24 protein-coding genes are annotated in these 22,311 nt (G+C 62.6%); 12 read left to right on the top strand and 12 right to left on the bottom strand.

Annotated features, from left to right (window positions below):
* Positions 1–73: 73 nt before the first annotated feature.
* From dctP to NKI39_RS04995, 4 genes are all read right to left on the bottom strand, one after another.
* Entirely contained in the window at positions 74–1,051 is a 978-nt protein-coding gene (gene dctP / locus NKI39_RS04980) for a TRAP transporter substrate-binding protein DctP (RefSeq protein WP_352472899.1), read from the bottom strand.
* An 80-nt stretch (positions 1,052–1,131) separates the two neighbouring features.
* Complete coding sequence (locus NKI39_RS04985; RefSeq protein WP_352830873.1) at positions 1,132–1,677, bottom strand: flavin reductase family protein; 546 nt, start codon at positions 1,675–1,677, stop codon at positions 1,132–1,134.
* A complete protein-coding gene (locus NKI39_RS04990) occupies positions 1,677–2,771 on the bottom strand; it encodes an LLM class flavin-dependent oxidoreductase (RefSeq protein WP_352502222.1) in 1,095 nt (364 codons plus the stop codon). Before NKI39_RS04990 ends, NKI39_RS04985 begins: the two co-directional genes overlap by 1 nt.
* Positions 2,771–3,487 carry a GntR family transcriptional regulator gene (locus tag NKI39_RS04995; RefSeq protein WP_352502196.1) on the bottom strand — a complete coding sequence of 239 codons (717 nt, stop codon included), beginning with the start codon at positions 3,485–3,487 and terminating at the stop codon, positions 2,771–2,773. Before NKI39_RS04995 ends, NKI39_RS04990 begins: the two co-directional genes overlap by 1 nt.
* 448 nt (positions 3,488–3,935) lie before the next feature.
* Here NKI39_RS04995 and NKI39_RS05000 point away from each other — a divergent pair, with 448 nt between their 5' ends.
* On the top strand, positions 3,936–4,196 hold the full coding sequence (locus NKI39_RS05000) for a hypothetical protein (RefSeq protein WP_352502195.1): 261 nt from the start codon (positions 3,936–3,938) through the stop codon (positions 4,194–4,196).
* Positions 4,197–4,239: 43 nt separating this feature from the next.
* Here the strand turns inward: NKI39_RS05000 and NKI39_RS05005 are convergent, their stop codons facing one another.
* The 5 genes from NKI39_RS05005 to NKI39_RS05025 form a co-directional block, all read right to left on the bottom strand.
* On the bottom strand, positions 4,240–4,458 hold the full coding sequence (locus NKI39_RS05005; protein ID WP_352502194.1) for a hypothetical protein: 219 nt from the start codon (positions 4,456–4,458) through the stop codon (positions 4,240–4,242).
* A gap of 3 nt (positions 4,459–4,461) precedes the next feature.
* A complete protein-coding gene (locus tag NKI39_RS05010) occupies positions 4,462–4,641 on the bottom strand; it encodes a hypothetical protein (protein WP_352502193.1) in 180 nt (59 codons plus the stop codon).
* Positions 4,642–4,766: 125 nt separating this feature from the next.
* Positions 4,767–4,925 (bottom strand): hypothetical protein, encoded by a 159-nt coding sequence (locus NKI39_RS05015; RefSeq protein WP_023716639.1) that lies wholly within the window; start codon positions 4,923–4,925, stop codon positions 4,767–4,769.
* A 148-nt stretch (positions 4,926–5,073) separates the two neighbouring features.
* Positions 5,074–5,511, bottom strand: a complete 438-nt coding sequence (locus tag NKI39_RS05020) for a GFA family protein (protein WP_352830876.1) — start codon at positions 5,509–5,511, stop codon at positions 5,074–5,076.
* Positions 5,512–5,537: 26 nt separating this feature from the next.
* Complete coding sequence (locus NKI39_RS05025) at positions 5,538–5,861, bottom strand: hypothetical protein (RefSeq protein WP_352830878.1); 324 nt, start codon at positions 5,859–5,861, stop codon at positions 5,538–5,540.
* Positions 5,862–5,903: 42 nt separating this feature from the next.
* Here NKI39_RS05025 and NKI39_RS05030 point away from each other — a divergent pair, with 42 nt between their 5' ends.
* Positions 5,904–8,204, top strand: a complete 2,301-nt coding sequence (locus tag NKI39_RS05030; RefSeq protein WP_352830880.1) for an FdhF/YdeP family oxidoreductase — start codon at positions 5,904–5,906, stop codon at positions 8,202–8,204.
* Positions 8,205–8,270: 66 nt separating this feature from the next.
* Here the strand turns inward: NKI39_RS05030 and NKI39_RS05035 are convergent, their stop codons facing one another.
* Positions 8,271–8,618 carry a response regulator gene (locus NKI39_RS05035; protein ID WP_352502221.1) on the bottom strand — a complete coding sequence of 116 codons (348 nt, stop codon included), beginning with the start codon at positions 8,616–8,618 and terminating at the stop codon, positions 8,271–8,273.
* Positions 8,619–8,626: 8 nt separating this feature from the next.
* Positions 8,627–11,731, bottom strand: coding sequence for a CheR family methyltransferase (locus tag NKI39_RS05040; protein ID WP_352502191.1), 3,105 nt, complete (start codon positions 11,729–11,731; stop codon positions 8,627–8,629).
* A 157-nt stretch (positions 11,732–11,888) separates the two neighbouring features.
* On the opposite strand from NKI39_RS05040, the gene NKI39_RS05045 reads away from it, so the two are divergent.
* Together NKI39_RS05045 and NKI39_RS05050 are read left to right on the top strand one after the other, a co-directional pair.
* A complete protein-coding gene (locus tag NKI39_RS05045) occupies positions 11,889–12,086 on the top strand; it encodes a hypothetical protein (protein ID WP_352502190.1) in 198 nt (65 codons plus the stop codon).
* A 1-nt stretch (position 12,087) separates the two neighbouring features.
* Positions 12,088–12,684 carry a response regulator gene (locus NKI39_RS05050; RefSeq protein ID WP_352502189.1) on the top strand — a complete coding sequence of 199 codons (597 nt, stop codon included), beginning with the start codon at positions 12,088–12,090 and terminating at the stop codon, positions 12,682–12,684.
* Positions 12,685–12,708: 24 nt separating this feature from the next.
* Here NKI39_RS05050 and NKI39_RS05055 read toward each other — a convergent pair whose 3' ends face one another.
* A complete protein-coding gene (locus tag NKI39_RS05055; protein WP_352472886.1) occupies positions 12,709–12,978 on the bottom strand; it encodes a hypothetical protein in 270 nt (89 codons plus the stop codon).
* Positions 12,979–13,250: 272 nt separating this feature from the next.
* Between NKI39_RS05055 and NKI39_RS05060 the strand changes: the two genes are divergently transcribed.
* The 8 genes from NKI39_RS05060 to NKI39_RS05095 are packed head-to-tail and all read left to right on the top strand — an operon-like array spanning position 13,251 to position 22,207.
* Positions 13,251–14,357: an NAD-dependent epimerase/dehydratase family protein gene (locus NKI39_RS05060; protein ID WP_352502188.1), complete on the top strand. Its 1,107-nt coding sequence runs from the start codon at positions 13,251–13,253 to the stop codon at positions 14,355–14,357.
* Positions 14,354–15,433, top strand: a complete 1,080-nt coding sequence (locus NKI39_RS05065) for an NAD-dependent epimerase/dehydratase family protein (protein WP_352830882.1) — start codon at positions 14,354–14,356, stop codon at positions 15,431–15,433. The genes NKI39_RS05060 and NKI39_RS05065 overlap by 4 nt, the downstream gene beginning before the upstream one ends.
* On the top strand, positions 15,430–16,722 hold the full coding sequence (locus NKI39_RS05070; protein ID WP_352502186.1) for a TIGR04295 family B12-binding domain-containing radical SAM protein: 1,293 nt from the start codon (positions 15,430–15,432) through the stop codon (positions 16,720–16,722). The genes NKI39_RS05065 and NKI39_RS05070 overlap by 4 nt, the downstream gene beginning before the upstream one ends.
* On the top strand, positions 16,707–17,807 hold the full coding sequence (locus NKI39_RS05075) for a glycosyltransferase family 4 protein (RefSeq protein ID WP_352502185.1): 1,101 nt from the start codon (positions 16,707–16,709) through the stop codon (positions 17,805–17,807). Before NKI39_RS05070 ends, NKI39_RS05075 begins: the two co-directional genes overlap by 16 nt.
* Positions 17,808–17,809: 2 nt before the next feature.
* Positions 17,810–18,940: a CgeB family protein gene (locus NKI39_RS05080; protein ID WP_352830885.1), complete on the top strand. Its 1,131-nt coding sequence runs from the start codon at positions 17,810–17,812 to the stop codon at positions 18,938–18,940.
* Positions 18,937–20,031: a CgeB family protein gene (locus NKI39_RS05085; protein ID WP_352502183.1), complete on the top strand. Its 1,095-nt coding sequence runs from the start codon at positions 18,937–18,939 to the stop codon at positions 20,029–20,031. Before NKI39_RS05080 ends, NKI39_RS05085 begins: the two co-directional genes overlap by 4 nt.
* A complete protein-coding gene (locus NKI39_RS05090; protein WP_352502182.1) occupies positions 20,028–21,137 on the top strand; it encodes a CgeB family protein in 1,110 nt (369 codons plus the stop codon). The genes NKI39_RS05085 and NKI39_RS05090 overlap by 4 nt, the downstream gene beginning before the upstream one ends.
* Positions 21,138–21,160: 23 nt before the next feature.
* On the top strand, positions 21,161–22,207 hold the full coding sequence (locus NKI39_RS05095) for a UDP-glucuronic acid decarboxylase family protein (RefSeq protein WP_352472879.1): 1,047 nt from the start codon (positions 21,161–21,163) through the stop codon (positions 22,205–22,207).
* Positions 22,208–22,311 lie beyond the last annotated feature (104 nt).

Consider the following 22,311-nt stretch of genomic DNA (forward strand, 5'->3'; position numbering starts at 1 on the left):
ACGACCCCCATGTCCACCTTCGTCCTCTTGGCCCAGCTTTGATGGAGGGCACGCAAGGCACCCTCGGCTCGGGCTACTGGAAGAATTTCTTCAACTGATCGATGTTGGTGGGATCGCGTTTGGCCATTCTCGCCCAGCTCGCCTGCGTGGCAGCCGCCAGGAATTTGTCGCGGCCGGCGCCGGTCAAGCTGATCACCTTCTGCCCGCCGTCAATCATCGCCTGTGCCTGTTTTTCGGACTGGGCAAGGTTGGCGTCATAGCTCGCGCGCTCGTATTCGACGGCCGTGTCGGCAAGCAGCTTCTGCGCTTCGGGCGACAGCGTGTCCCATTTGGCCTTGTTGATCGAGATCAGCACGTCGGTTTTGAAGAACTGCGGGTCGACACGGTATTTGGTGAATTTGTCCCAGCCGAACGACGCATAGCCAAACACGGTATACGCGTTGGCATTGACGACGCCGCGCTCGAGCGAGGTATAGACATCCCCCGGCGCCTGCACGATCACCGTTGCGCCCAAGGATTCAAGGAAATCGCGGTAGAGCGGCGACGAGCGGATTTTCAGGCTGCCCCAGTCGATGCTGCCTTCGCTGTTGAGCTTGGGTTCGTCGACGGTGAAGACGTTGAAGCCCGAGCCCGCGTCGACATGCGCCAGCAGGTGGGCATTGGCCTTCTTCTCGAAAATTCCGCTGATGAAATCCCAGCCGCCATTGTCGCGGACCTCCCACGGCGTCTTCGTCGATGCGGAGAAAACCTCGCCTTCGGGCACGAGTTCGAGGAACTGCCCTGCCGGTGTGTCGATCACATCGATCAGGCCGCTCCTGAGCGCCGCGCCCTGCTGGATCGGCGGAATGACCTCCGGCCCGCCACGGACGTTGATCTGGACCACGCCCTTGCCCTTTTCGTTCACCTTCTGAACGAACTTCAGGAAGCTCTGCGCGTAGCCGTTCTGCGTCGGCGTAAAATGCACGGCGTTGAGGACGACCTCTTCGGCCGCGGCGCTACCCGCCACACCCGACATGAGTGCAGCCAGAACGAGGGATTTCCAAATGCGCATTGCCATACTCCCTTTGATAGTTCGTCCATGATCGGGTTCGATCTAAAATTGCAATCGCCGCGCCGCCGCGTGAACGGCGGTTAGTTGGCATCATCTCCTACTGTCAGGAACCGCCCATGCGCGTAGAAGACCGGCGATCGATGAGCGCGGTCCAGCGCAACGCCCGACACGATGCCGATGACGATCATGTGCGATGCCCGCACGATGATTTCGGCCACCCGGCATTCGAATATTGCCCGTGCGCCGACAAGCAAGGGCGCGCCGGTTTCGCCACGCACCCATGATCCGGACGAGAACCGCGCGGCGCCCTTGGCTTTGGTCATGCCGCCAAAGGCACGTACAACGTTCTCCTGGTCGCCGGCGGGAAGATTGACCGAAAACGGCAAACCTTCGTGAATGACCGAGGCAAAGGTGCTGACGCGGTTGACACAAGCCAGCAGCGACGGCGGCTCGGCGCTGAACGAGCAGAGAGCCGTCGCCGTGATGCCGCAAAAACCGATCTCGTCATGTTCCGACGCGAGGATGGCGACCGAGCCCGCCACGGCCCGCATAGCCTGCTTGAACGCGCGCGGATTGATGGCGTCGTGCCCATCCACCCACGGCGTCGGAATGGCGGCCGCCGGCATCAATTTACTCGAAGCCCGGCCTGGCGCATCAGCGGCAGCACGCGGTCGCAGAAGAAGGGCAATTCGTAGGTGTAGTTGACGAATGTGAGGGCGGCGCCGGAATAACCCTGTTCCATGATCTCGGTGAGGTCGTCGACGATCTTTTCCGGCGTGCCGATGAGCGGGAACGTCCCGGCACCACCGGCGAACCTTTGCCGATATTCGGTGAAAGCCTTCGCATCGTGCGAGTTCGCGAATTCCTTCTTCTTGCGCATGTGCTCGTCGACCGCACCCTCGTCCGCGCATTCCAACGCGTAGTGCCGGTAGTAATCCTCGGCTTCCTGCTGGGTCTCCCGGCAGACGACGTGACAAACCGTATAGACGCCGACTTCGCGCCCGACTTCGGCCGCGCGGTTGGTGATGTCGACCACATGCGCACGGCCGTCCGCAATTTCGGAAAAGGTCGAAAACAGATAATCGCAGTGGCGCGCTGCGTAGTTGCGCCCCGGCGCGCCGAAGGCGGCGTTCATGGTCACCGGTCGCGGCGCCTGCAGGCTTGGCGGCCGGCTGACGACGCCCTTCAGATCATAGAACTCGCCGCCGAAGTCGAACGGCTCCCTCGATTGATAGGCACGCGCGATGATGTTGATCCATTCCTCGGCCTGATCGTAGGTCCGCTCGCCGACCGTCTGCCCGAACATGGCGAACTCATCCGGGTTCCAGCCGCAGACGATGTTCAAGCCGGCACGCCCGTTGGAGATGTGGTCGACCGTCGCCAGCGCTTTGGCAGCCTGCAGCGGATGAACCAGCGGTACATGCACCGTCATGAACAGGCCGATGTTTTCCGTGGCGACAGCAAGGCCCGCCGCCCAGGTGAACGTCTCGAACGACCATTCCCGCACATGCGTCAAACCGCCGAAGCCGCGCCAGCGGGCGATCGGCAGCAGAAACTCGAGGCCGGCGCGATCGGCGATGCAGGCGGAGTTTAGGTTGTCTTCCCAGCGGGCACGCCAGCGCTCGGGAACGGTGGTCATTGCCAGGCCGCCATCGGCATTCATTGAAAAGACGCCGAGTTTGAACCTGTTCGGCCCTTTCAGCGGGTGCTGCTTCCTGATCATGCTTTCCCCTGCCGCGACATGCCCTCACCTTCACCGTTGGAGTTTTGAAACGGTGGGCTAAGCTTCGTGAAACGCTCCTCGGCGTTCTGAATGAAGTGGGTCATGCGGTCGTAAGCGGCGACGGCGTCGCGCTTGACGAATGCCTCATAGATTGCGCGCATGCCGGCAACGATGACGGCCTGCGTCGGCTGGTGCGACAGCGTCCTTAAGCGGACGACGAGCACATGGTCGGCGAACCTTGCAATCGTTTGGGAAAGGCGCTCGTTCTCGACGGCGCCGAGCCAACAATTCCTGAATGCCGAATTGGCCTGGAAAAAGCGGTCGGCATCGCCGGCGGCGGCCGCAGCCTCGGCCTCCCGAAGCGCGGCTGCCAGCGTCTTGAGGCCAGCGGCGTCAAGTGTCCGTGCGGCGTGCGCGGCGGCCCGTGGCTCAAGCAGGCGGCGGACCTCGAAGATGTCGGCGACATCCGTCGCGGTAAGCGTGGGCAGGGTGAAGCCGCGTGTGGTGCCGACGAGATAGCCCTCATGCACCAACTGCATCAAGGCGTCGCGAACAGGCATTCTGGAAATACCGAGCTGGGCGGCAATATCGACATCGACGAGCTTCTGGCCAGGCGCCAATTCGCCATGCTGTATCGTCAGCCGGATTTGTTGATAGACCTGGGCACGCAGATTGCCATCGCCAACCCGTTTGAGCTCTATCGTTTCCGTCATCCACGCCTTCCCATGCGAAGATTTCGTATATCGTTTGAGGCTGTGTTCTCGCAGTCGTGCCGTTTGAAATGCAGCCACGTGTCGGCAGAAATCGACCTATCAGCCATGTTCCCGGCTCAAGTGGAGCATAGGCTGGATCACCTGGCAAGATGTTTTAAGTTTATAATGTATACTGTTTGAGTTCGCTGTCCGGAGGGCAATGGGTCACGCCATCTGTGCTGCCGCGCCGCGCGACGGCGGGGACAGCCAGCGATTCCGCGCGGTTCGGTAAAAAGCGTACAGACGTTTTTCCGTGACACATCGAAGTTGACGGATTTAACTAAAATTACTTGCGATCTGCGCGCGCCGGCACGCCCACCCCGATCCCCTCGCCGGTACGCATTACTGGATCGCCCGCCGTATCGAAAGGTGCGGCGGGCTTTTCGTTTCGTTTGGCGGGGAGGCGCTTATGCGAGACTTGCCCAGGAATATCGACGCCGACGTCGTGATCGAAATCAGCAAGCTGCTCGACGACCGGGCGAAGTCCGTGCCAGTGCCGGTGCACAAGCTGGCGGCGATGATCCGGCTGGGCGTCGAGACGCGTCTGACCGATCACTCCATCGAAGAACTGATCGTGGAAATGGCCGCGACGCGGGGGCTTCCGATGCTGTTCGACTTGCCGGTGGTCGACAACGTCGTGCCGATTGCCTCGGCGCGCCGTCCCCGCTGACACTTCGCTCGAACCTCACCGATCGTCGCGTCGCCGGCCGACGTCACGTGTCCTGATGCGCGGGCCGGGTGTCGCCTTTCTTTTCGGGGTCGTGGGTATGGTGGCTGTCGCGTTCGCCACCGCCGCCGGAGACCCTGCTGTGGCTGCGACGGTCGGAGTCGGCCGGCGGCTTTTCGACGCTCAGCGGCTTCTTGGCGTTTTCGTGCGCGGCGCCGGGACCGCCCTGGCGGATGCTGGCAGGAGTCTTCTTCGACGTGGACATGACCTAGCGATCCTGGACGTTGCCTTGATGGGTGGTGTTGACCTTCGTATTGCCTTGCTGGCCCTGCTTGTCGGGATCCGGAACGGCTGATTGCGGTGCCTGTTCGGCTGCTACCGATTTTTTGTCACCGGCGCCCTTTGGGCTCAGGTTCTTCGGCGGCACAGGGGGAGGTTTTGTGCTCATGGCGTGTCTCCTTCCGCCACCCAAACAAGCGGCTCGGGAGAAAGGTTCCCGATGGGCCGGTCCGAACGGCAATTGCCGCGAATAGCCGGGCCCGCAGGCCGTGGCTTGGCCGGCGGGATCCAGGATTATTTCTTGATGATGTTTCCGTTGTTCAGATCGAAGGCCTGGGCGCCGAACGCCTGCCTGAAGAAATCCTCCTGCAGATCGCCCCATTCGCCAAGATAGGCGCCGCAATTGCTGCAATAGATCGGCGTCGAATCCTTCGGGTTGTCGGGAATTTCCATCAGGATCGTCCCACACGCCTTGCAATCGAGCTTGTCATCCAAACGGCGGCCCATTGGCCTATAATTGCGCGTTTTCGGCCGCGCGCCAATTGTCGTATTCGTACGAAACTGCGAACGGTACGTTTTCCACCTGCAGGCGGGCAGCAGGCTAGCGGTCCGCCGGATTTCCGAACGCCGGATCGCGCCGCCTCGAATACCTTCCCACCCGCGGCAGCTCGTCTGGAAAGTCGACCCAGGGAAGCCTCATGTCCCAATATGCGTGGGCCTGCGGCGGAAGCCGTTCGGGGTGGTCGAGAAAGCCGATCGACAGATAGAGTTCGTCGGGCAGGCCCTGGTCGACATAGCCGATCGATGTTCCGCAATCCGCACAGAAGGACCGGAGCACGCCGGGGGTTTTCGAAAAGGTCTTGGGCGTGCCGGTGAGCAATGTGAATTCGGAAGGCCGATAGCCGACCCACACCGTTAGCGGGCTTCCTATCGCCTTGCGGCAGTCGTCATCGTGATCGGAGCAAATCCAGAACGGCTCGCCGCGCATCTCCGCCGTTATGGCGCCGCAAAAACAGGACCCCGTTTCAGTTCGTGGCATTGCCTGCCTTCATTGCTGAGTCTCACTCATTGCTGGCCTGGCATTTCGGTATTTTCCTTGGGGTTCTTCTTGATGCCCGCGGCAGGCGAGGTATCGGCCGGAGCATTGCCACCCTGGTTCTGTTCAGGGGCTCTTTTGAGCGGCGAAGTTCGCCAGCCCATATCGCCGTACAAAAAGCCGATGAGAAAGCCGACGATGATGATGGCCGAAATCACCATCGCAATTAACGCGTTACGTCGCTCCATTTCGCGCGGCTCCTTTCTTCGAGCCGAACAAACGATGGCGGAAATGGTTCCGGCGAGACGGAACGGCGTGACGGGACGGAGCCGGCCGGGAACATTCAGCCTCACGGCGGGTTCGTATGAGTGCTCTTCTTACAGGGAGTGGCTTGCATGAGACCCGCCGTAACCGATCGCATCGAAACCAAGAAATACGACCACCCGACAGGCGGCTGGGGATCGCTCAAATCACTGGTCCGCAAGGCGCGAGGCGAAGGCCTGCTGTTGTCCGGGATATGGAGCACGCTGCTCAAGCAGAACAAGGCCGACGGCTATATGTGCGTGTCTTGCTCATGGGCAAAGCCAGCCCAGCCGAGGCCTTTCGAATTCTGTGAAAACGGCGCCAAGGCGACGATGTGGGACCAGACCAAGCTGCGCTGCGAACCGGCTTTCTTCGCCGAGCATTCGGTGACGGAACTGCTCGATTGGCCGGACCACGATCTTGAGAAGCAGGGCAGGCTTACCGAGCCCATGCGCTACAATGCCGCCACCGACCGTTACGAGCCGGTTTCCTGGGACGATGCATTCCGCGACATAGCTGCCGAACTGCGGCGGCTCGATCCCAAATCGGTGGTGTTCTACACGTCCGGCCGGGCCTCGCTCGAGGCCTCGTTCATGTACCAGCTTTTTGCGCGGATCTATGGGTCTTCGAACCTGCCCGATTCGTCCAACATGTGTCATGAATCGACCTCCGTCGGCTTGCCGGAATCGATCGGCTCGCCGGTGGGGACCGTGCAGCTCGAAGACTTTGCGAAATGCGACATGATGTTCTTCTTCGGGCACAACACCGGGGTGACGGCGCCGCGCCTGCTGCATCCGCTGCAGGAGGCACGTCAACGCAACGTGCCCGTCTTCACTTTCAATCCCTTGCCCGAGCGGGGACTGAAGCGCTTCAAGAATCCGCAAAACCCCCTCGACATGCTGTCGCCCGGACCGGGTACCAAAATGTCCAGCGACTACTTCCAGGTTCGTTCGGGCGGCGATATCGCCGCGATGACGGGTATCGCCAAGGCGTTGCTGGCGCTCGACGACGACGCCCGCGAAAGCGGCAGGACGCGTGTCCTCGACACGGCTTTCATCGCCGAACACACGCATGGCTTCGCCGAATTCGAAGCCTTCCTGCGCAAAACCCAGTGGAGCGATATCGTTGCGCGATCCGGCATTGCGCTGACCGACCTGGAGCATGTCGCCGAGGTCTACAGCCATGCCAACGCGGTGATCGGCAATTACGGCATGGGCCTGACCCAGCATCGGCACGGCACCGAGAACGTCCAGATGCTGTGCAACCTTTTGATGCTGCGCGGCAATATCGGAAAACCCGGCGCCGGCATTTCGCCGCTGCGCGGCCATTCCAATGTCCAGGGACAGCGCACCGTCGGCATATCGGAAAAGCCCGAGCTCGTCCCGCTCGACAGGTTCGCCGAGTTCTACGCCTTTGAACCGCCGCGCGAGAAAGGTCTCGATACGGTCGAGACCTGCGAAGGCGTCATCGACGGATCGGTCAAGGGCTTTGTCGGGCTCGGCGGCAATTTCGTGCGGGCCGTGCCGGAAACCGGCCTGGTCGAGAAAGCCTGGCGTGGGCTCGACCTGCATGTCGAGATCGCGACCAAGCTCAACCGCAGTCACCTGATCGCCGGCCGGACAACCTATTTGCTGCCTTGCCTGTCACGCCTGGAAAGAGACCATCAGGCAAGCGGCGACCAAAGGGTGTCGGTAGAGGATTCCACCGCCTGTATCCACGGCTCGTTCGGATCGCAACCTCCGGCTTCGCCGCATCTGCTTTCAGAGCCCAGGATCGTCGCCGAACTCGCCAAGGCCACGGTGCCGGGCAGGAGTTCGATCCCATGGGATGAGTGGGTTGGGGATTATTCCCGCATCCGCGACGAAATCGAGCGCTGCTACCCCCAACATTTCCGCGACTTCAACGAGCGTTTCCTGACGCCCGGCGGCTTCCATCGCGACATCAAGGCGAGCAAGCGGGTGTGGGAGACGCCGAACAAGAAGGCCAATTTCAAGCTGCCAAGTGGCCTTGAAACCGATCCTGACATCGATGTCGCCGGCGATGATGTGCTGACACTGATCACGGTGCGCTCCAACGACCAGTTCAACACGACCGTCTACGGCTACAACGACCGGCTGCGCGGCATCAGCGGCACACGCATGGTGCTGTTGATGAATGAAAAGGATATCCAGCGCCTCGGTTTGAGCGCGGGACAGGAGGTCGATCTCGAAGCCAACGCGCGGGACGGTGTGGAGCGCCGCGTGCACGGACTGCGCATCACGCCTTACTCGGTGCCGGAGGGAAATTGCGCCGGTTACTACCCCGAGCTCAACCCGCTGGTTCCTTTGTGGCACAGAGCCGAGAGGGCTCATGTTCCGGCGGTCAAATCGGTACCGGTGCGGATATTGCCATAGGCGTTCGTCGTTCGCGGCAGGCACGCACCACGCCGATGTGACCTGGCGCCACTTTCAATCGCGACCTCAGCCGGCTCGCGCGAGTTCATCCACGGCATTCAGGATCGCACTCTGGCTCGCCGGCTTCTGCACCATCCTGCAAGCGCGGAACCCGGCTGGAATTTCGCGTTCGCCAAAGCCTGAGAGGAAGGCGAACGGAACACCGCGCGTCCGTAACGCTTCCGCGATCGGATAGCTGGTCTCGTCGTTCAGCTGGATATCCAGCAACGCGGCGTCAATCCCGCCTTCGCCAACGAGCCGGAGTGCCGCCGTTACCGACGAAACAGGTCCAACCACCTGATGGCCGGCTTTGCGCAGGTAAGCCGCCGCGTCGTCGGCGATCAGCCATTCGTCCTCGACGATCAGCACACGCATCTTTCCGGTCACGACGAGCCCTCACGGGTCAGAGGGAATGCGATTTCCGCCTCCAAACCATTTGAGTGGAAAGTTGTTTCAACCTTTCCGCCCAGCCGGTAGCCGATTTCTCCGCGCAGAAGAGTAAGGCCGAAGCCGCTGTCGGTTGGCTCCTTGATGCGGGGGCCGCCCTTCTCGCGCCAAGTGAGCCTGAAGGTTCCGTCCGCCACCGACCATTTCACGACTATCCGCCCGGCAGGTTTCGAAAGTGCGCCATATTTCGCGGCATTCGTCGCCAGTTCATGGATTGCCATGCCGAAGGAAAGCCCTTGTACCGGCTTGAGGCTCACCCGTTTGCCATGGAGTTCGAACCGTTCGGCGCCGAAGGGATCGAGTTCCTGGCGCAGCAGTTCCTCGACGGAAGCTTCGGTCCAGCTTTCTCGCGAGAGCAGACTGTATGCTCGTGACATCGCCTGCAGGCGGCCGATCAAGGCGTCGGCGAACTCGTCTTTCGACGCCGAGTTTTCACGGGTCCGGTTGGTGATGCTGGCGACGACCGCCAGCATGTTCTTGACGCGATGGTTCAGCTCCGAGATGAGCACCTGCTGACGCTCTTCCGCCTGCGCCAGCGTCGTCACGTCGATCATGGTCACGACCACGCCTTGGACGCCGCCGCTCTTGTCCCGATAAGGGTTGATGCGAACCAGGTGAAACCGGCCGTTGTCATCGCGCGCAAGGTGATGGTTCAGGGTCTCTCCCGTCTCGAACACCGCCTGGATGTGCCGCTTCAACTCGGGGTAATCGAGTCGGCTCGAAAGATCGGTCAGCGGGCGGCCGACATCGGACGGACGCAAGTTGAAGAACGATGACGCGGCGGGAGTGAAGGTCCGCACCACAAGGTTGCGGTCGAGGAAGATGGTGGCGATTTCCGTGCTTTCGAACAAGTTTCTGAGATCGCTGTTGGCGCGATCGAGTTCCTCTATCTTGCCGGTCAGCTCCGCGTTGATGGTGTTTAGCTCTTCATTGAGCGACTGCATCTCCTCCTTCGAGGCCTCAAGCTCCTCATTGGTCGACTGCGCCTCTTCATTGACGGAGACGAGTTCCTCGTTCGAAGATTTTACTTCCTCCAGCGCGGTTTCGTATTCCTCGATGGTCGATTGCAGCCGCTCGCGTGTGTCGCGCAACTCCCGCTCGAGATCGGCCGCGTCGTCGGTGCCGCGGCTTTCGTGTGCCGGCTCGGAGCGGATCTGGGACTGTCCCACCGGATTGAACAGGACGAGGTAGAGGGGCTCGCCATTACCCCGTTCCGTGTATGGCTCGACCGTCAATGTAATGACCTGAAGCTGTCCGTCGTCTTCCTCGACCGCTATGTTCTCCCGCACGACCGTGCGGCGCGTCGTGGCTGCTTCCCGCAACGCGGCGCGCAGTTCCAGTCTCAGCCCGTGGCGGGCCTGGGTCAGCAACTGCCGGCTCGGGGCGCCTTGCGGCGCTTCCAGATATTTGCCCGTCCGCGCCGAATAGTAGACGATGTCGCCATCGCCATTGACCAGAACGTGAGGCGGGGCGAACCGCTCCAGCACCTGAGCCTCGATCGCCTGGCGCAGTGAATGGCTGGCCGCATCCTTCTTCGAGCCGCCGCGTCCGACCGGAAGGGCACCCGTGCGGCCATTGCCGATCAGGACCGGCGGCCGCGGCGTGGCATGTTCCCGCGCCTGGAATATCCGCTGCTTCTTGTCGACCGTGGCGAACAGGTCACCGTGCTGACCGATGGTTTCCGAGGTCCCGAGGAACAGATAGCCGCCCGGGCGCAGCGCATAGTGGAAGATCGGGATGACCCGGTTCTGGATCTGCGGGCCGAAATAGATCAGCAGGTTGCGACACGAAATCATGTCGATGCGCGAGAAGGGAGGGTCGCGGATAATGCTGTGCGGCGAAAAGATGCACAGTTCGCGCACCTCCTTGCCGAGCACATAGCTCTCGCCGTCACTGTGGAAAAAGCGTTGCCTGCGCTCGGGCGAAAGCCCGTGCAGCAGCGCTTCTGGATAACGTGCCGCACGCGCCACCGCGAGCGCCGGCTCATCGATGTCGGTCGCGAATATCTGGACGCGCGGTGGCGCCGAAAGCTTCTCCATGCGCTCGCGCATCAGCATGCCGATCGAGAACACCTCCTCGCCGGTGGCGCAGCCGGGCACCCACACACGCACCGCATCGGAGGCGTTCTTGCCTTCGAAAATCTGCGGTATGATCTTGTCCTCCAGCAATTTGAACGCTTCGGCGTCGCGAAAAAAGCTGGTGACGTTGATGAGGAGGTCGCGAAACAGCTTCGCCACCTCGTCCGGATCCCTTTTCAGCCGTTCTGTGTAGGTGGTGATCGACTGCAGCTGCGTTATCTGCATGCGCCGCTTTACGCGACGCAGGAACGTCTTGGCCTTGTAGCCGGAAAAGTCGTGACCGGAATGGCTGCGCAAAATGGTGTAGATTTCATCGCGGGCTCGATCCATCTCGGCCTTGTGTTCGTCGTCTGCTTCGGTCAGGCCGTTCAGCACGTCGAAACCGCGGACAAACGCCTGAAGCTTTGCACCGATCTGCTCGGCGGGCGCCGCTATGTCGATCAGGCCGCTCGAAATCGCGCTCTGCGGCATGGCTGGATTGCGCGGGCCGGAACCGTTGGAGGCCTGGGCAATGGTCAGCCCGCCATGCTCCTTGATTGCCCTGGCGCCGAGCGTGCCGTCCGAATCGCCACCCGACAAGATAATGCCGACGGCATACTCGCCCTGGTCCTCGGCCAATGCGCTGAAGAAGATATCGATCGGCTTGCGCTCGCGGCTGAACGTGTTCGGCCGGCGCAGCGAAAGCGCGCCCTTACGGATGGTGAGAACGACGTTTTGCGGCATCACATAGACCTGGTCGGGTTGGACCGCTGCCCCCTCCTCGGCCACCAAGACCGGCATTTCGGTGTAACGTCGGATGACCTCGTGCAGCAGGCTTTCCCGCTCCGGGCTGAGGTGCGTGACGACGACGAACGCCATGCCGGTGCCGCCGGTCATTCCCTTGAACAAGCCCTCCATCGCCGGAATGCCGCCGGCCGATGCACCGACGCCGACTATGGGAAATCTGCCATTCTGGGATGCCACGCCAAGCCCCTGGTAACAGCCGCGAACACAAAGCCGTCAAACGACCCTAATCACGCCTCAGACTAAGACCGGGCCGAGCCTGAGGCCAGTAAATAGTCCAGTAACGGAACAAAGCACCGCGGCTGGGCATTAACATTTGACTTCGGAGGCGGTTCCAATGGCAAGACGACCACCTGAAATAAAGCCGGCCAAGCGAATCCTGTTGCCCTCGCCGGATCTGACCAAGTTCCCGGTATCTGAAAACATCCCGCCTCGCCTGCTCGCGCTCGCGGAACGGTTGCAAGAGGTCCTGGCCCGCCATTTTGCGGAAGTCCGCGCCGACAGCCGTAAATTCCGCAGGAAGAAGGAACAATGAGGTGCGCGACCTGCAAGGCTTGCATATCCTGATCGTCGAGGACGAATGGATGCTGGCGGGCGATCTTGCACGTTACTTCAGCAAGATGGGCGCCGTGGTGCTTGGCCCGGTGGCGACGGTCGAACAGGCATCGAAACATACGGACGAGGCGGAGGCCGCGATCCTGGACGTCAATCTCAACGGACGACGGGTATTCCCGATCGCCGACGAGTTGATGCGCCGTGGCGTGCCGTTCGTGTTTTTCAGCGGCGATGAAGACATCGTTATTCCTGAGCGCCTTCGCTATGCCAGCAGCCTCCGAAAATCCTCGAACGGCCAGGCTGTCTTCGATGCTCTCTTCCCAGCCGAGACGTCGGCATCGAAAGGAGGCCGAGCGTCGGAGCCCTCGGACGACGTATTTTCGCTGCTGCCCAAGCTCAGGCTCGCGGCGCGCCTGCTGCTGGGAGATGTGGAGGCCTCCGACCGGCTGGTCGAGCGAACGCTCGAACAGGCCATCGGCGAAATCGACAAGAGACGATCCGGCTCCTCCACGGAGGACTGGCTCAACGGCATCATGCGAAACATCGTCAGGGCACGCGGGCCAAACCTGCTGCACTGACCGTGGCCGCTGTTTGCCGCGATCCTACTTCCGGCTGCGTTCGACGAATTTGTTGAAGCGGCTGGTCTTTCCGCCGCTGGTCTCATCCTGGTAGAGGAAGGCCAGTTCGTTCTCATCGAAGATCCTGAAGAACTCGTCCCATTCGACAGGCTCGAACGTCTCTTCAGGCTCGCCGAAGTCGATGCGCAGTATGCCTCCCTCGCCCTTGGTGCGCACCACCGCCGGTCGCCCGTCGCGGTCCTCGGCCCAACGGCGGATTTCGTCGTGATCGGTGGTCGTCCTGGATTCAGACATCGCAATCTCCCTTCGATTCCACCGCAGGCCGCGAGATCTCACGCGTTGCTCCGGTCTGCCCTCACACAACCAGCAGATGCATTGCTGCCCGGCATGTGCGCGCGGTTGGTTGATTATGGCTCCTAACACCAAGCGCGCTTCGATGTTCCCGTGCCCAGCCCGAGGCGGGGTCGCTTTCGGAGCGCAGCGTTCCGGGAACTTTGTTGAAGCAAGGGAACAAACCTTTCGCCCGGAAGTTTGGGGCGGCAAAGCCATTCGTATGAGGAGTTGTCGTGAAACGTATACTGGTCACGGGAGGCTGCGGTTTTATCGGCCGCCACGTCGCCCAGGAACTCGTTGAACATGGCTATGGGGTTTCAATTCTCGATGCGCTGCTGGACCAGGTGCATGGTGGCGAGGCAATCAGCCTGCCGCCAGGCGCCAAGCTGATCAAAGGCGACGTTCGCGATCGCGACGGCATCTCAGAGGCGGTCGACGATGTCGACGCGATCATTCACCTGGCGGCTGAAGTGGGCGTCGGCCAGTCCATGTACGAGATCGCCCGCTATGTCGGCGCCAACGACCTCGGCACCGCCACGTTGCTGGAAGCGCTGATCAAACGCCCGATCGAACGGATCGTCGTTGCTTCGTCGATGAGCGTCTATGGCGAGGGTCTCTATGCGACGCCGGACGGCCGGCGCATCGACAATGCAAGACGGCAGCCGGACGATATCCGCAGCGCCCAATGGAATCCCCTGTCCCCGGAAGGTGAAGTCCTGTCGCCGCTGCCGACCGACGAACAGAAACCGGTCGATCTCGCCTCAATTTACGCGCTGACGAAATACGCCCAGGAACGCGCCGTACTGATCTTCGGCGAAGCCTATGGGGTCGATGCGGTGGCGCTGCGCCTGTTCAATGTCTTCGGCGCCGGACAGGCGCTCTCGAACCCGTATACCGGCGTCCTCGCGAACTTCGCCTCGCGCATCGCCAACGGCCAGCGGCCGCTGATCTTCGAGGACGGCGAACAGCAGCGCGATTTCGTGCATGTACGCGACGTCGCCCGCGCCTTCCGGCTGGCGCTGGAACAGCCGCAGGCACGCGGCCACGTCATCAACATCGGCAGCGGGCGAGCCTACGCGGTCAGCGATGTCGCCCGGCTGCTCGCCGAAGCGATGGGCGTGCCTGGCCGCCAGCCGGAAATCCTCGGCAAGGCACGCTCCGGCGATATCCGCAATTGCTTTGCCGACATCTCCAAGGCGCGCGAACTGCTCGGCTTCCAGCCGCAGTACCGGCTGGAGCATTCGCTCGGCGATTTCGTCGCCTGGGTGCGCAACACGGTCGCCATCGATCGCAGCGCCGAGATGAAGCGGGAACTCGAAGCGCGAGGGCTGGTATCATGAGACCGGAGTCACCCGATTTTCGCGAAATGCCCATCGCCATTATCGGCGGCAGCGGCTTCATCGGCTCCAACCTCGCCGACAGCCTGTTGTCGGATGGCGAACTGGTGCTGGTCATCGACAACCTGAGCCGTCCCGGCGTCGAGCAGAACCTGGAATGGCTGACGCAAAAGCACGGCAGCCGCCTGACCATCGAAATCGCCGATATCCGCGACGCAGAGGCGCTCGCGCCGCTGGTGGCGCGTTCGAAGGCGGTTTTCCACTTTGCCGCGCAGACCGCCGTCACCACGAGCCTGGTTCGGCCGGACGAGGATTTCGACGTTAACCTGCGCGGAACGTTCAACGTCCTGGAAGCCGCTCGCCGCGGCGGCAAGCGCGTCCCCGTCGTTTTCGCCAGCACCAACAAGGTCTATGGCCGCCTCGCCGACCTCGCCATGCGCGAAGAGGACGGCAGATACGCGCCTCGCGACGCGGCCATCCATGCGCACGGCATCGACGAGACGCGCGGCCTCGATTTCTGCACGCCCTATGGCTGCTCCAAGGGCGCGGCGGACCAGTATGTCCTCGACTACGCCAAGTCATACGACCTGCCGACGGCGGTGCTGCGCATGAGCTGCATCTATGGACCGCGCCAGTTCGGGACGGAGGATCAGGGCTGGGTCGCCCACTTCCTGCTTAGCGCCTTCTCCGACCGGCCGATCACCATCTATGGCGACGGCAAGCAGGTGCGCGACATCCTCCACGTTGCCGATGCGGTCGCGGCCTATCGCGCCGTGCTCGACCGGATCGAGGAAATCAGCGGCCAGGCATTCAATCTCGGCGGCGGACCACAAAACGCCGTCAGCCTGCGCATGCTGCTGAAGGAGATTCGCGACATAACGAAACGTGACGTTCCGATCCGTTACGACCGCGAACGCACCGGCGACCAACCGTTCTTCGTCGCCGACACACGCGCGATCGAGGCGGCGCTGGGATGGAAAGCGCACGTCCCGTGGCAAAACGGCATCCGCGACCTCGCCGACTGGCTGCAGCGTCATCGCCTCGACCCGCATCCCGAACCGGCGAGGTACGTGGCATGAAGGTCGCCCTGGTCAATCCGTCCTGGACGTACCAGGACAGCATCTATTTCGGCTGCCGCCAACCGCATCTGCCGCTCGAACTCGGCTATTCGAAAGCGCTGCTCGAAGCCGCCGGCCACGAGGTGCTGATGCTGGACGGGCAGATCCAGAAGCTCGACAACGCCGCGCTCGCCGATCGCGTCGCCGCATTCGAGCCTGGCATGACCGTCGTCAGCACCGCGCCGACCTACCTGTTCTGGCGCTGCGCACCGCCCGAGTTGCGCGTGGCGGCCGATTTCCTCAACCATCTTGCCGGGCGCGGCGGTCGCACCGTCGCCGTCGGGCCGCATGGCTCGGCGACGCCGACGCCGACTTTGCGCAAGCTTGGCGTCGACATCGTCGTGCGCGGCGAATGCGAGGAAGTGGTCGCGGAACTTGCCCGACGCGACGACTGGACTGCGGTGCCGTCCACGGCCCATTTCGAGGATGGAGAACTGGTCTCGAACGGCGGCGTGCATGCGAGCTCGTTCATCGATCACCCGCCGCTCGAATGGCCATCGGACTGGATTGCCGCCCATTCGCACCACCATCATCGCTTCGACGACAACCAGGTCGGTTTTGGCGCGGAGGTCGAGGCGTCACGCGGCTGCCCGTATAATTGCAGCTTCTGCGCCAAGATCGATTTCCGCGATGCCTATCGCCGCCGGAACCACGAAGCAGTGATCGCCGAGATCGACCGGCTGATCGCACAGGGTGTCGGCTACATCTACTTCATCGACGAGATCTTCCTGCCGCAAAAGGCATTGCTGGAGGCGCTGGTCGATCGCGATGTGAAGTTCGGCGTGCAGACCCGTATTGACCTCTGGAAGCCGGAATTGCTGAAGCTGCTCGGTGCCGCCGGCTGCGTCTCGATCGAGGCGGGCCTGGAAAGCCTGACTGTGGAAGGCCGCGCCATGCTGGCAAAACGCTGCCGTTTGGGCACCGAGGAGCTGGCCGCGTTGCTGGTCGACGCAAGGCGCCACGTGCCGTTCGTGCAGGCCAATCTGATCGGCGTGGTCGAGGACGATCCCGCGCTCGTCGATTATTGGCGGAAGCACCTGATCGACAACGGCGTTTGGGCCAACGAACCGGTGCCGCTCTATCCTTATCCGAGTTCGCCGAGCTACCGCGAACTTTGGGGCGAGCCGGACGATCTCGCCTGGGAGCGCGCGCATGAACATTACCTCGCATCCTTCCGAACGTTCAGCGACATCCAGGAGAAGCGTCCGCGTCCGCTGGCCGAATTGGAGGCCACATGTTGCGGACGCTGAGCCCGCCGCGTCGCATACTGATGACCGTCGATGCCGTCGGTGGCGTCTGGCGCTATGCGCTCGATCTGGCCAGGCAACTGGTCGCCGGCGGCGACAGCGTCGTGCTTGCCGGGCTTGGTCCGGAACCGTCCAGGCAGCAGGCGGAGGAGGCCCAGTCATTCGCGGCGCTGACCTGGCTCAACACGCCGCCCGACTGGATGACCCGCAACGAGCACGACCTCGACACATTACAGCAGGAGCTGCACCCGCTCATACGTGACTACGCCGTCGAAATCGTCCATCTCAACGCGCCGACGCAGGCCGCGGGGCTCGATGTGCCCTGCCCGGTCGTGACGGTGTCGCATTCCTGCGTGGTGACATGGTTCCACGCCGTCAAGGGAAAGGCGGCGGACGGCGAATGGGCTTGGCAGAAGGACCGCAACCGGCGCGGTTTCGACAAAGCAGGCATTATCGTTGCACCCAGCCGCAGCCATGCCGACATGCTCGAAACCTGCTACGGGCCGATCGCCCACCTGAGCGTCGTCGGCAACGGGGCGCGGCCCGGCGCGAAGAGCGAAAGACGGGAATCGGTGGTTTTCGCCGCCGCGCGCTGGTGGGACGAAGGAAAGAATGCGGCGGTGCTGGACCAGGCCGCCTCCCTGACGCAATGGCCGGTCTTCGTCGCCGGCTCCTTGCAGGGCCCGGACGGCCAGCATGTTGGCTTCAGTCACGCCGTTCCGGTCGGACCGGTGCCACATGAGGAAGTGCGCTCGCTGATGGCCCGGGCAGGCATTTTCGTATCGCCGTCGCTCTACGAACCGTTCGGCCTGGCCACGCTGGAAGCCGCGATGTCGAAGACGCCTTTGGTGCTCGCCGATATCTCGACCTATCGCGAATTGTGGGACGGGGCGGCCATGTTCTTCGACGCGCGCGATTCGGGCGATCTCGCCAGATGCGTCAACAGCCTTTGCAGCGACGCGCAGCGCCGGCGAGAGCTCGGTGAAGCAGCGGCTCGCCGAAGCCGCAGATTTTCATTGGCAAGGCAGGCGACCGCCATGCGCGGCGTTTACGACAAGGCGGCCCTGGCCACCATGGCGGATAGTTGATCATGCGGTTTTTGTTCTACACCCACTCGATCGTTTCCGACTGGAACCACGGCAACGCACATTTCCTGCGCGGCATCATGCGCGAGCTGGTCGCGCGCGGGCACCAGGCTATCGCGCTGGAGCCCGCCGACGGCTGGAGCCGGTCGAACCTGCTGGCCGAGAAAGGGTCCTTCGCGATCGAGCGATTCCGGAAGGACTTTCCCGAGTTGATGCCGGTGACCTACGATGCCGCTTTCGACCACGAAGCCTGGATCTCCGACGCCGATGTGGTGATCGTGCATGAGTGGACCGAGCCGGACCTTGTTGCGCGGCTGGGCAGGGCGAAAGCAACTGGCGGCCGTTTCACGCTGCTGTTCCACGACACGCACCATCGCGCTATCTCGGCTACGCAAGCGATTTCCGCCTTGCGGCTTGAACATTACGACGGCGTGCTCGCCTTCGGCGAGGCGCTGCGGGAAAGCTATCTTCGCGCCGGATGGGGCAAGCGGGTCTTCACCTGGCATGAAGCAGCCGATGACCACCTGTTCCAGCCGCATCCTGAAATCGAGCGTGGTTCCGACCTTATCTGGATCGGCAATTGGGGCGACGACGAGCGCAGTGCCGAAATCAGGGAGTTCCTGGTCGGCCCGGTGCGTGAACTCGGCCTGAGCGGAACCGTCCACGGCGTTCGCTATCCGCGGGAGGCGCTCGCCGACCTTGCGGCCGCCGGCCTGCGCTGCGAAGGCTGGATCGCCAATGCCGACGTGCCGAAGGCATTCGCGGCGAACCGCATCACGATTCACATCCCGCGGCGTCCATACCGCGAAAGCCTGCCCGGCATCCCGACCATCCGCATGTTCGAGGCGCTCGCCTGCGGCATCCCGCTGGTTTCGGCGCCGTGGTCCGATGTCGAATGCCTGTTCAGGCCAGGCGTAGATTTTCTGTTTGCAAACAACGGTTCCGAGATGCGGCGTCATCTTCGCGCCGTGCTGCACGACGCGGATCTCGCCGCTTCTCTGGCGACGTCGGGCCTCGAGACCATTCGCTTGCGGCACACATGCCGGCACCGGGCGGATGAGCTGTTCGGCGTGCTCGCCGAATGCGGGCACCGCCAAGCCGCCGACACGATCCTTGCAAAGGAGGCCGCCGAATGAAGATCGCATTTTACGGGTCGAGCCTGCTGTCGTCCTATTGGAACGGCGCGGCCACCTATTACCGCGGACTGCTCAAGGCCCTGGCAAGGCTCGGCTACGACATCACCTTCTACGAGCCGGACGTCTACGATCGCCAGAAGAACCGCGATATCGAGGCGCCGGACTGGTGTGCCGTCGTCGTCTACGAGGCCACTCCGCATGCCATGATGCAGGTGGCGGCGCGAGCGGCGGAGGCAGATATCGTCGTCAAGGCGAGCGGCGTCGGTTTCGCCGACGACGCGCTCCTGCGGGCGGTGCTCGATCACGCCCGTGCCGATGCGCTCACCGTATTCTGGGATGTCGATGCGCCGGCGACGCTTGGCCAGTTGCGCGACGAGCCCGACCATCCGCTGCATCGCGCGCTGCAGGAAATCGACCTCGTGCTGACCTATGGCGGCGGCGACCCGGTGGTCTGGGCCTATCGGGCAATGGGGGCGGCCGAATGCGTGCCGATCTACAACGCGCTCGATCCGGAAACGCATCATCCGGTCGGCAAGGATATGCGCTTTGCCTGCGATCTCGCCTTTCTCGGCAACCGGCTGCCGGACCGCGAGGCGCGCGTCGAGGCCTTCTTCCTCGACCCGGCCGGCCGCTCCGCCGATCAGCGCTTCCTGCTCGGCGGATCGGGCTGGGGCGACAAGCAGATGCCCGCCAATGTCCGATGGCTCGGCCATGTCGGCACGCGTGACCACAATGCATTGAACGTCACGGCCAAGGCGGTGCTGAACATCAGCCGCGACAGCATGGCGGCCAATGGCTTTTCACCTGCGACGCGCGTTTTCGAGGCGGCGGGCGCCGGCGCATGCCTCATCACCGACGCCTGGCTCGGCGTGGACCTGTTCCTGAAACCCGGAGAGGAAATCCTGGTCGCGCGCGATGGCGAGGACGTCGCCGAGATCATGCAAAGCCTTAGTGCCGAACGGGCTAAGGCGATCGGGACATCGGCGCTTCGGCGCGTGCTTGGCGAACATACCTATACGACACGTGCCATTTTGGCCGACGCCATCTTCAGGCGCCATTTCGAGCGTCCGACCGTGGAGGCGGCCGAATGACAAAGCCGCTCGACATCGTCTTTCTTGGCCTGTCGCTCTCCTCATCCTGGGGAAACGGCCACGCCACCACCTTTCGGGGGCTGCTTAAAGGTCTCCACGAACTCGGCCACCGCGTCACTTTTCTCGAACGCGACGTGCCGTGGTACGCAAGTCACCGGGATCTGCGCGATCCCGATTTCTGCGCCTTGCGCTACTATGAAACGATCGATGATCTTCGCCGCAATTTTGCGCGCTGCCTGCGCGATGCCGATATCGTGGTCGTCGGCTCCTTCGTTCCCGAAGGCCCTGAAATCATCGACGTCGTGGCATCGCTGTGCACGGGTCAGTTCTGCTTCTACGACATCGACACGCCGATCACGCTGGCAAAGCTTTCGAGCGATGATTGCGAGTACATTGGCCGGCGGCAGGTCCCGTATTTCGACGTCTATTTCTCCTTCACCGGCGGGCCGACGCTTGCCCGTCTGACGGCGGAATTCGGCGCGAGGCGGGCCGAGCCGCTCTACTGCTCCGTCGACCCGGAACGGCATCACGGAACCGGTGATCCAACTCGATGGGATCTCGGCTATCTCGGCACCTACAGCCCCGACCGCCAGGCGACGCTGGAGGCGCTGCTGTTCGAACCGGCGCGTCGCATGCCGGAGCGCCGCTTCGTCGTGGCAGGCTCGCAATATCCGCGCGAAATCGCCTGGCCGGACAATGTGGATCGCATCGAACACCTGCCGCCGGCAGATCACGCCGCCTTTTACAGCCGCCAACGCTACACGTTGAACGTCACGCGCAGTTCCATGATCGCGGCCGGATGGTCGCCCAGCGTGCGCCTCTTCGAGGCAGCCGCCTGCGGTACGGCGATCATCAGCGATAGCTGGGCCGGACTGGACAGCCTGTTTCCAGAGCGGACGATCCACACGGCTCGCAGGACCGAGGACGTAGTCGGTATCCTGTCCGGGGAATCCGACGGCGCCCGGCTTGCCATGGCCAGGCAGGCGCGCGTGCTCATCCTCGCAGCTCACACAAGCATCGCAAGAGCCCGCGAATTCGTTTCGCTGCTGGCGCAGGCCAAATCGCCACGTTCTGTTCTCGATCTGGACGTCGAGAGCGCAGCATGACCCGCAGACGGGAGAAGATAGAGATGCAGCTATCAAGAAAGGCGCAACGGACCAAGACCGTGCTTGTCGCCGGCGGCGCAGGTTTCCTCGGTTCGCATCTTTGCGAGACAATGTTCCAGGCCGGCTGGCGCGTGATCTGCGTCGACAATTTCCTTACCGGCCGCATGGAGAACATAGCATCGATCGCCGATCGTCCGGATTTTCGGCTGATCAAGCAAGACATTTGCCGACCGTTGGAGCTTGGCGAACCGGTTGACCGCATCTTCAACATGGCGTGCGCGGCCTCGCCGCCGCGTTACCAGGCCGACCCGGTCCATACGACGCGGACTTGCGTCATCGGAACGCTCAATCTGCTGGAGCTCGCCGCCCGCAATGGCGCCCGGTTCCTGCAGGCGTCCACCAGCGAAATTTATGGCGATCCCGAACAGCATCCGCAGAAGGAAGACTATGTCGGCCACGTGAACTGCATCGGCCCCCGCGCCTGCTATGACGAAGGCAAGCGCACCGCCGAAACCTTATGCTTCGATTATTTGAGAATGGGAAAGGCCGATATCCGTGTCGCGCGCATCTTCAACACCTATGGTCCCAGGATGGACCCTGCGGACGGACGGATCGTTTCCAATCTGATCATGCAGGCACTCGAGAGACGGCCGCTGACGATATTCGGCGACGGGCTGCAGACCAGGTCGTTCTGCTACGTTTCCGATCTGGTCGACGGCTTGATCCGGTTGATGGAGGTCGATCCCAATCCACGCCAGCCGGTTAATCTGGGCAATCCGGGGGAGTTCACCATCCTGCAACTGGCGAGCCTGGTGAGAGGCATGACCGCAACCAAATCGGGCCTGAAATTCCTGCCGCTGCCGCAAGACGATCCTCGTCGTCGGCAACCCGACATTTCCCGCGCAAGAAAGCTTCTCGGCTGGTCGCCAAAAGTGCCGCTCAGGCAGGGTTTGATGCACACGATCGGCTATTTTGCCGAGCTTGAGACGGCGCAGATGATCGACAGAAGACGTCGAATTGCCGCCACCGTGCGTTCTGCATCAGGCCGGCTGCAAAACCTGCCGGCCTGAGGCGAGGAGTGTCTGGCCGCTGCATGATCGCGCGGTCGTTTCGGATTGGTCACTTTTTCTCGTCGCGGGAACAACCCGTCCAGCTTCTGGTTCTGCCAAGGTAC

This window comes from Mesorhizobium sp. M0664 (genome assembly GCF_040320565.1).
Taxonomy (GTDB): Bacteria; Pseudomonadota; Alphaproteobacteria; order Rhizobiales; family Rhizobiaceae; genus Mesorhizobium.

Coding starts and splice junctions, on each gene's coding strand:
- dctP (WP_352472899.1), bottom strand. CDS start 1,051: ATGCGCATTTGGAAATCCCTCGTTCTGGCTGCACTCATGTCGGGTGTG.
- NKI39_RS04985 (WP_352830873.1), bottom strand. CDS start 1,677: ATGCCGGCGGCCGCCATTCCGACGCCGTGGGTGGATGGGCACGACGCC.
- NKI39_RS04995 (WP_352502196.1), bottom strand. CDS start 3,487: ATGACGGAAACGATAGAGCTCAAACGGGTTGGCGATGGCAATCTGCGT.
- NKI39_RS05000 (WP_352502195.1), top strand. CDS start 3,936: ATGCGAGACTTGCCCAGGAATATCGACGCCGACGTCGTGATCGAAATC.
- NKI39_RS05005 (WP_352502194.1), bottom strand. CDS start 4,458: ATGTCCACGTCGAAGAAGACTCCTGCCAGCATCCGCCAGGGCGGTCCC.
- NKI39_RS05010 (WP_352502193.1), bottom strand. CDS start 4,641: ATGAGCACAAAACCTCCCCCTGTGCCGCCGAAGAACCTGAGCCCAAAG.
- NKI39_RS05015 (WP_023716639.1), bottom strand. CDS start 4,925: ATGGAAATTCCCGACAACCCGAAGGATTCGACGCCGATCTATTGCAGC.
- NKI39_RS05020 (WP_352830876.1), bottom strand. CDS start 5,511: ATGCCACGAACTGAAACGGGGTCCTGTTTTTGCGGCGCCATAACGGCG.
- NKI39_RS05030 (WP_352830880.1), top strand. CDS start 5,904: ATGAGACCCGCCGTAACCGATCGCATCGAAACCAAGAAATACGACCAC.
- NKI39_RS05035 (WP_352502221.1), bottom strand. CDS start 8,618: ATGCGTGTGCTGATCGTCGAGGACGAATGGCTGATCGCCGACGACGCG.
- NKI39_RS05045 (WP_352502190.1), top strand. CDS start 11,889: ATGGCAAGACGACCACCTGAAATAAAGCCGGCCAAGCGAATCCTGTTG.
- NKI39_RS05055 (WP_352472886.1), bottom strand. CDS start 12,978: ATGTCTGAATCCAGGACGACCACCGATCACGACGAAATCCGCCGTTGG.
- NKI39_RS05065 (WP_352830882.1), top strand. CDS start 14,354: ATGAGACCGGAGTCACCCGATTTTCGCGAAATGCCCATCGCCATTATC.
- NKI39_RS05070 (WP_352502186.1), top strand. CDS start 15,430: ATGAAGGTCGCCCTGGTCAATCCGTCCTGGACGTACCAGGACAGCATC.
- NKI39_RS05075 (WP_352502185.1), top strand. CDS start 16,707: ATGTTGCGGACGCTGAGCCCGCCGCGTCGCATACTGATGACCGTCGAT.
- NKI39_RS05080 (WP_352830885.1), top strand. CDS start 17,810: ATGCGGTTTTTGTTCTACACCCACTCGATCGTTTCCGACTGGAACCAC.
- NKI39_RS05085 (WP_352502183.1), top strand. CDS start 18,937: ATGAAGATCGCATTTTACGGGTCGAGCCTGCTGTCGTCCTATTGGAAC.
- NKI39_RS05090 (WP_352502182.1), top strand. CDS start 20,028: ATGACAAAGCCGCTCGACATCGTCTTTCTTGGCCTGTCGCTCTCCTCA.
- NKI39_RS05095 (WP_352472879.1), top strand. CDS start 21,161: ATGCAGCTATCAAGAAAGGCGCAACGGACCAAGACCGTGCTTGTCGCC.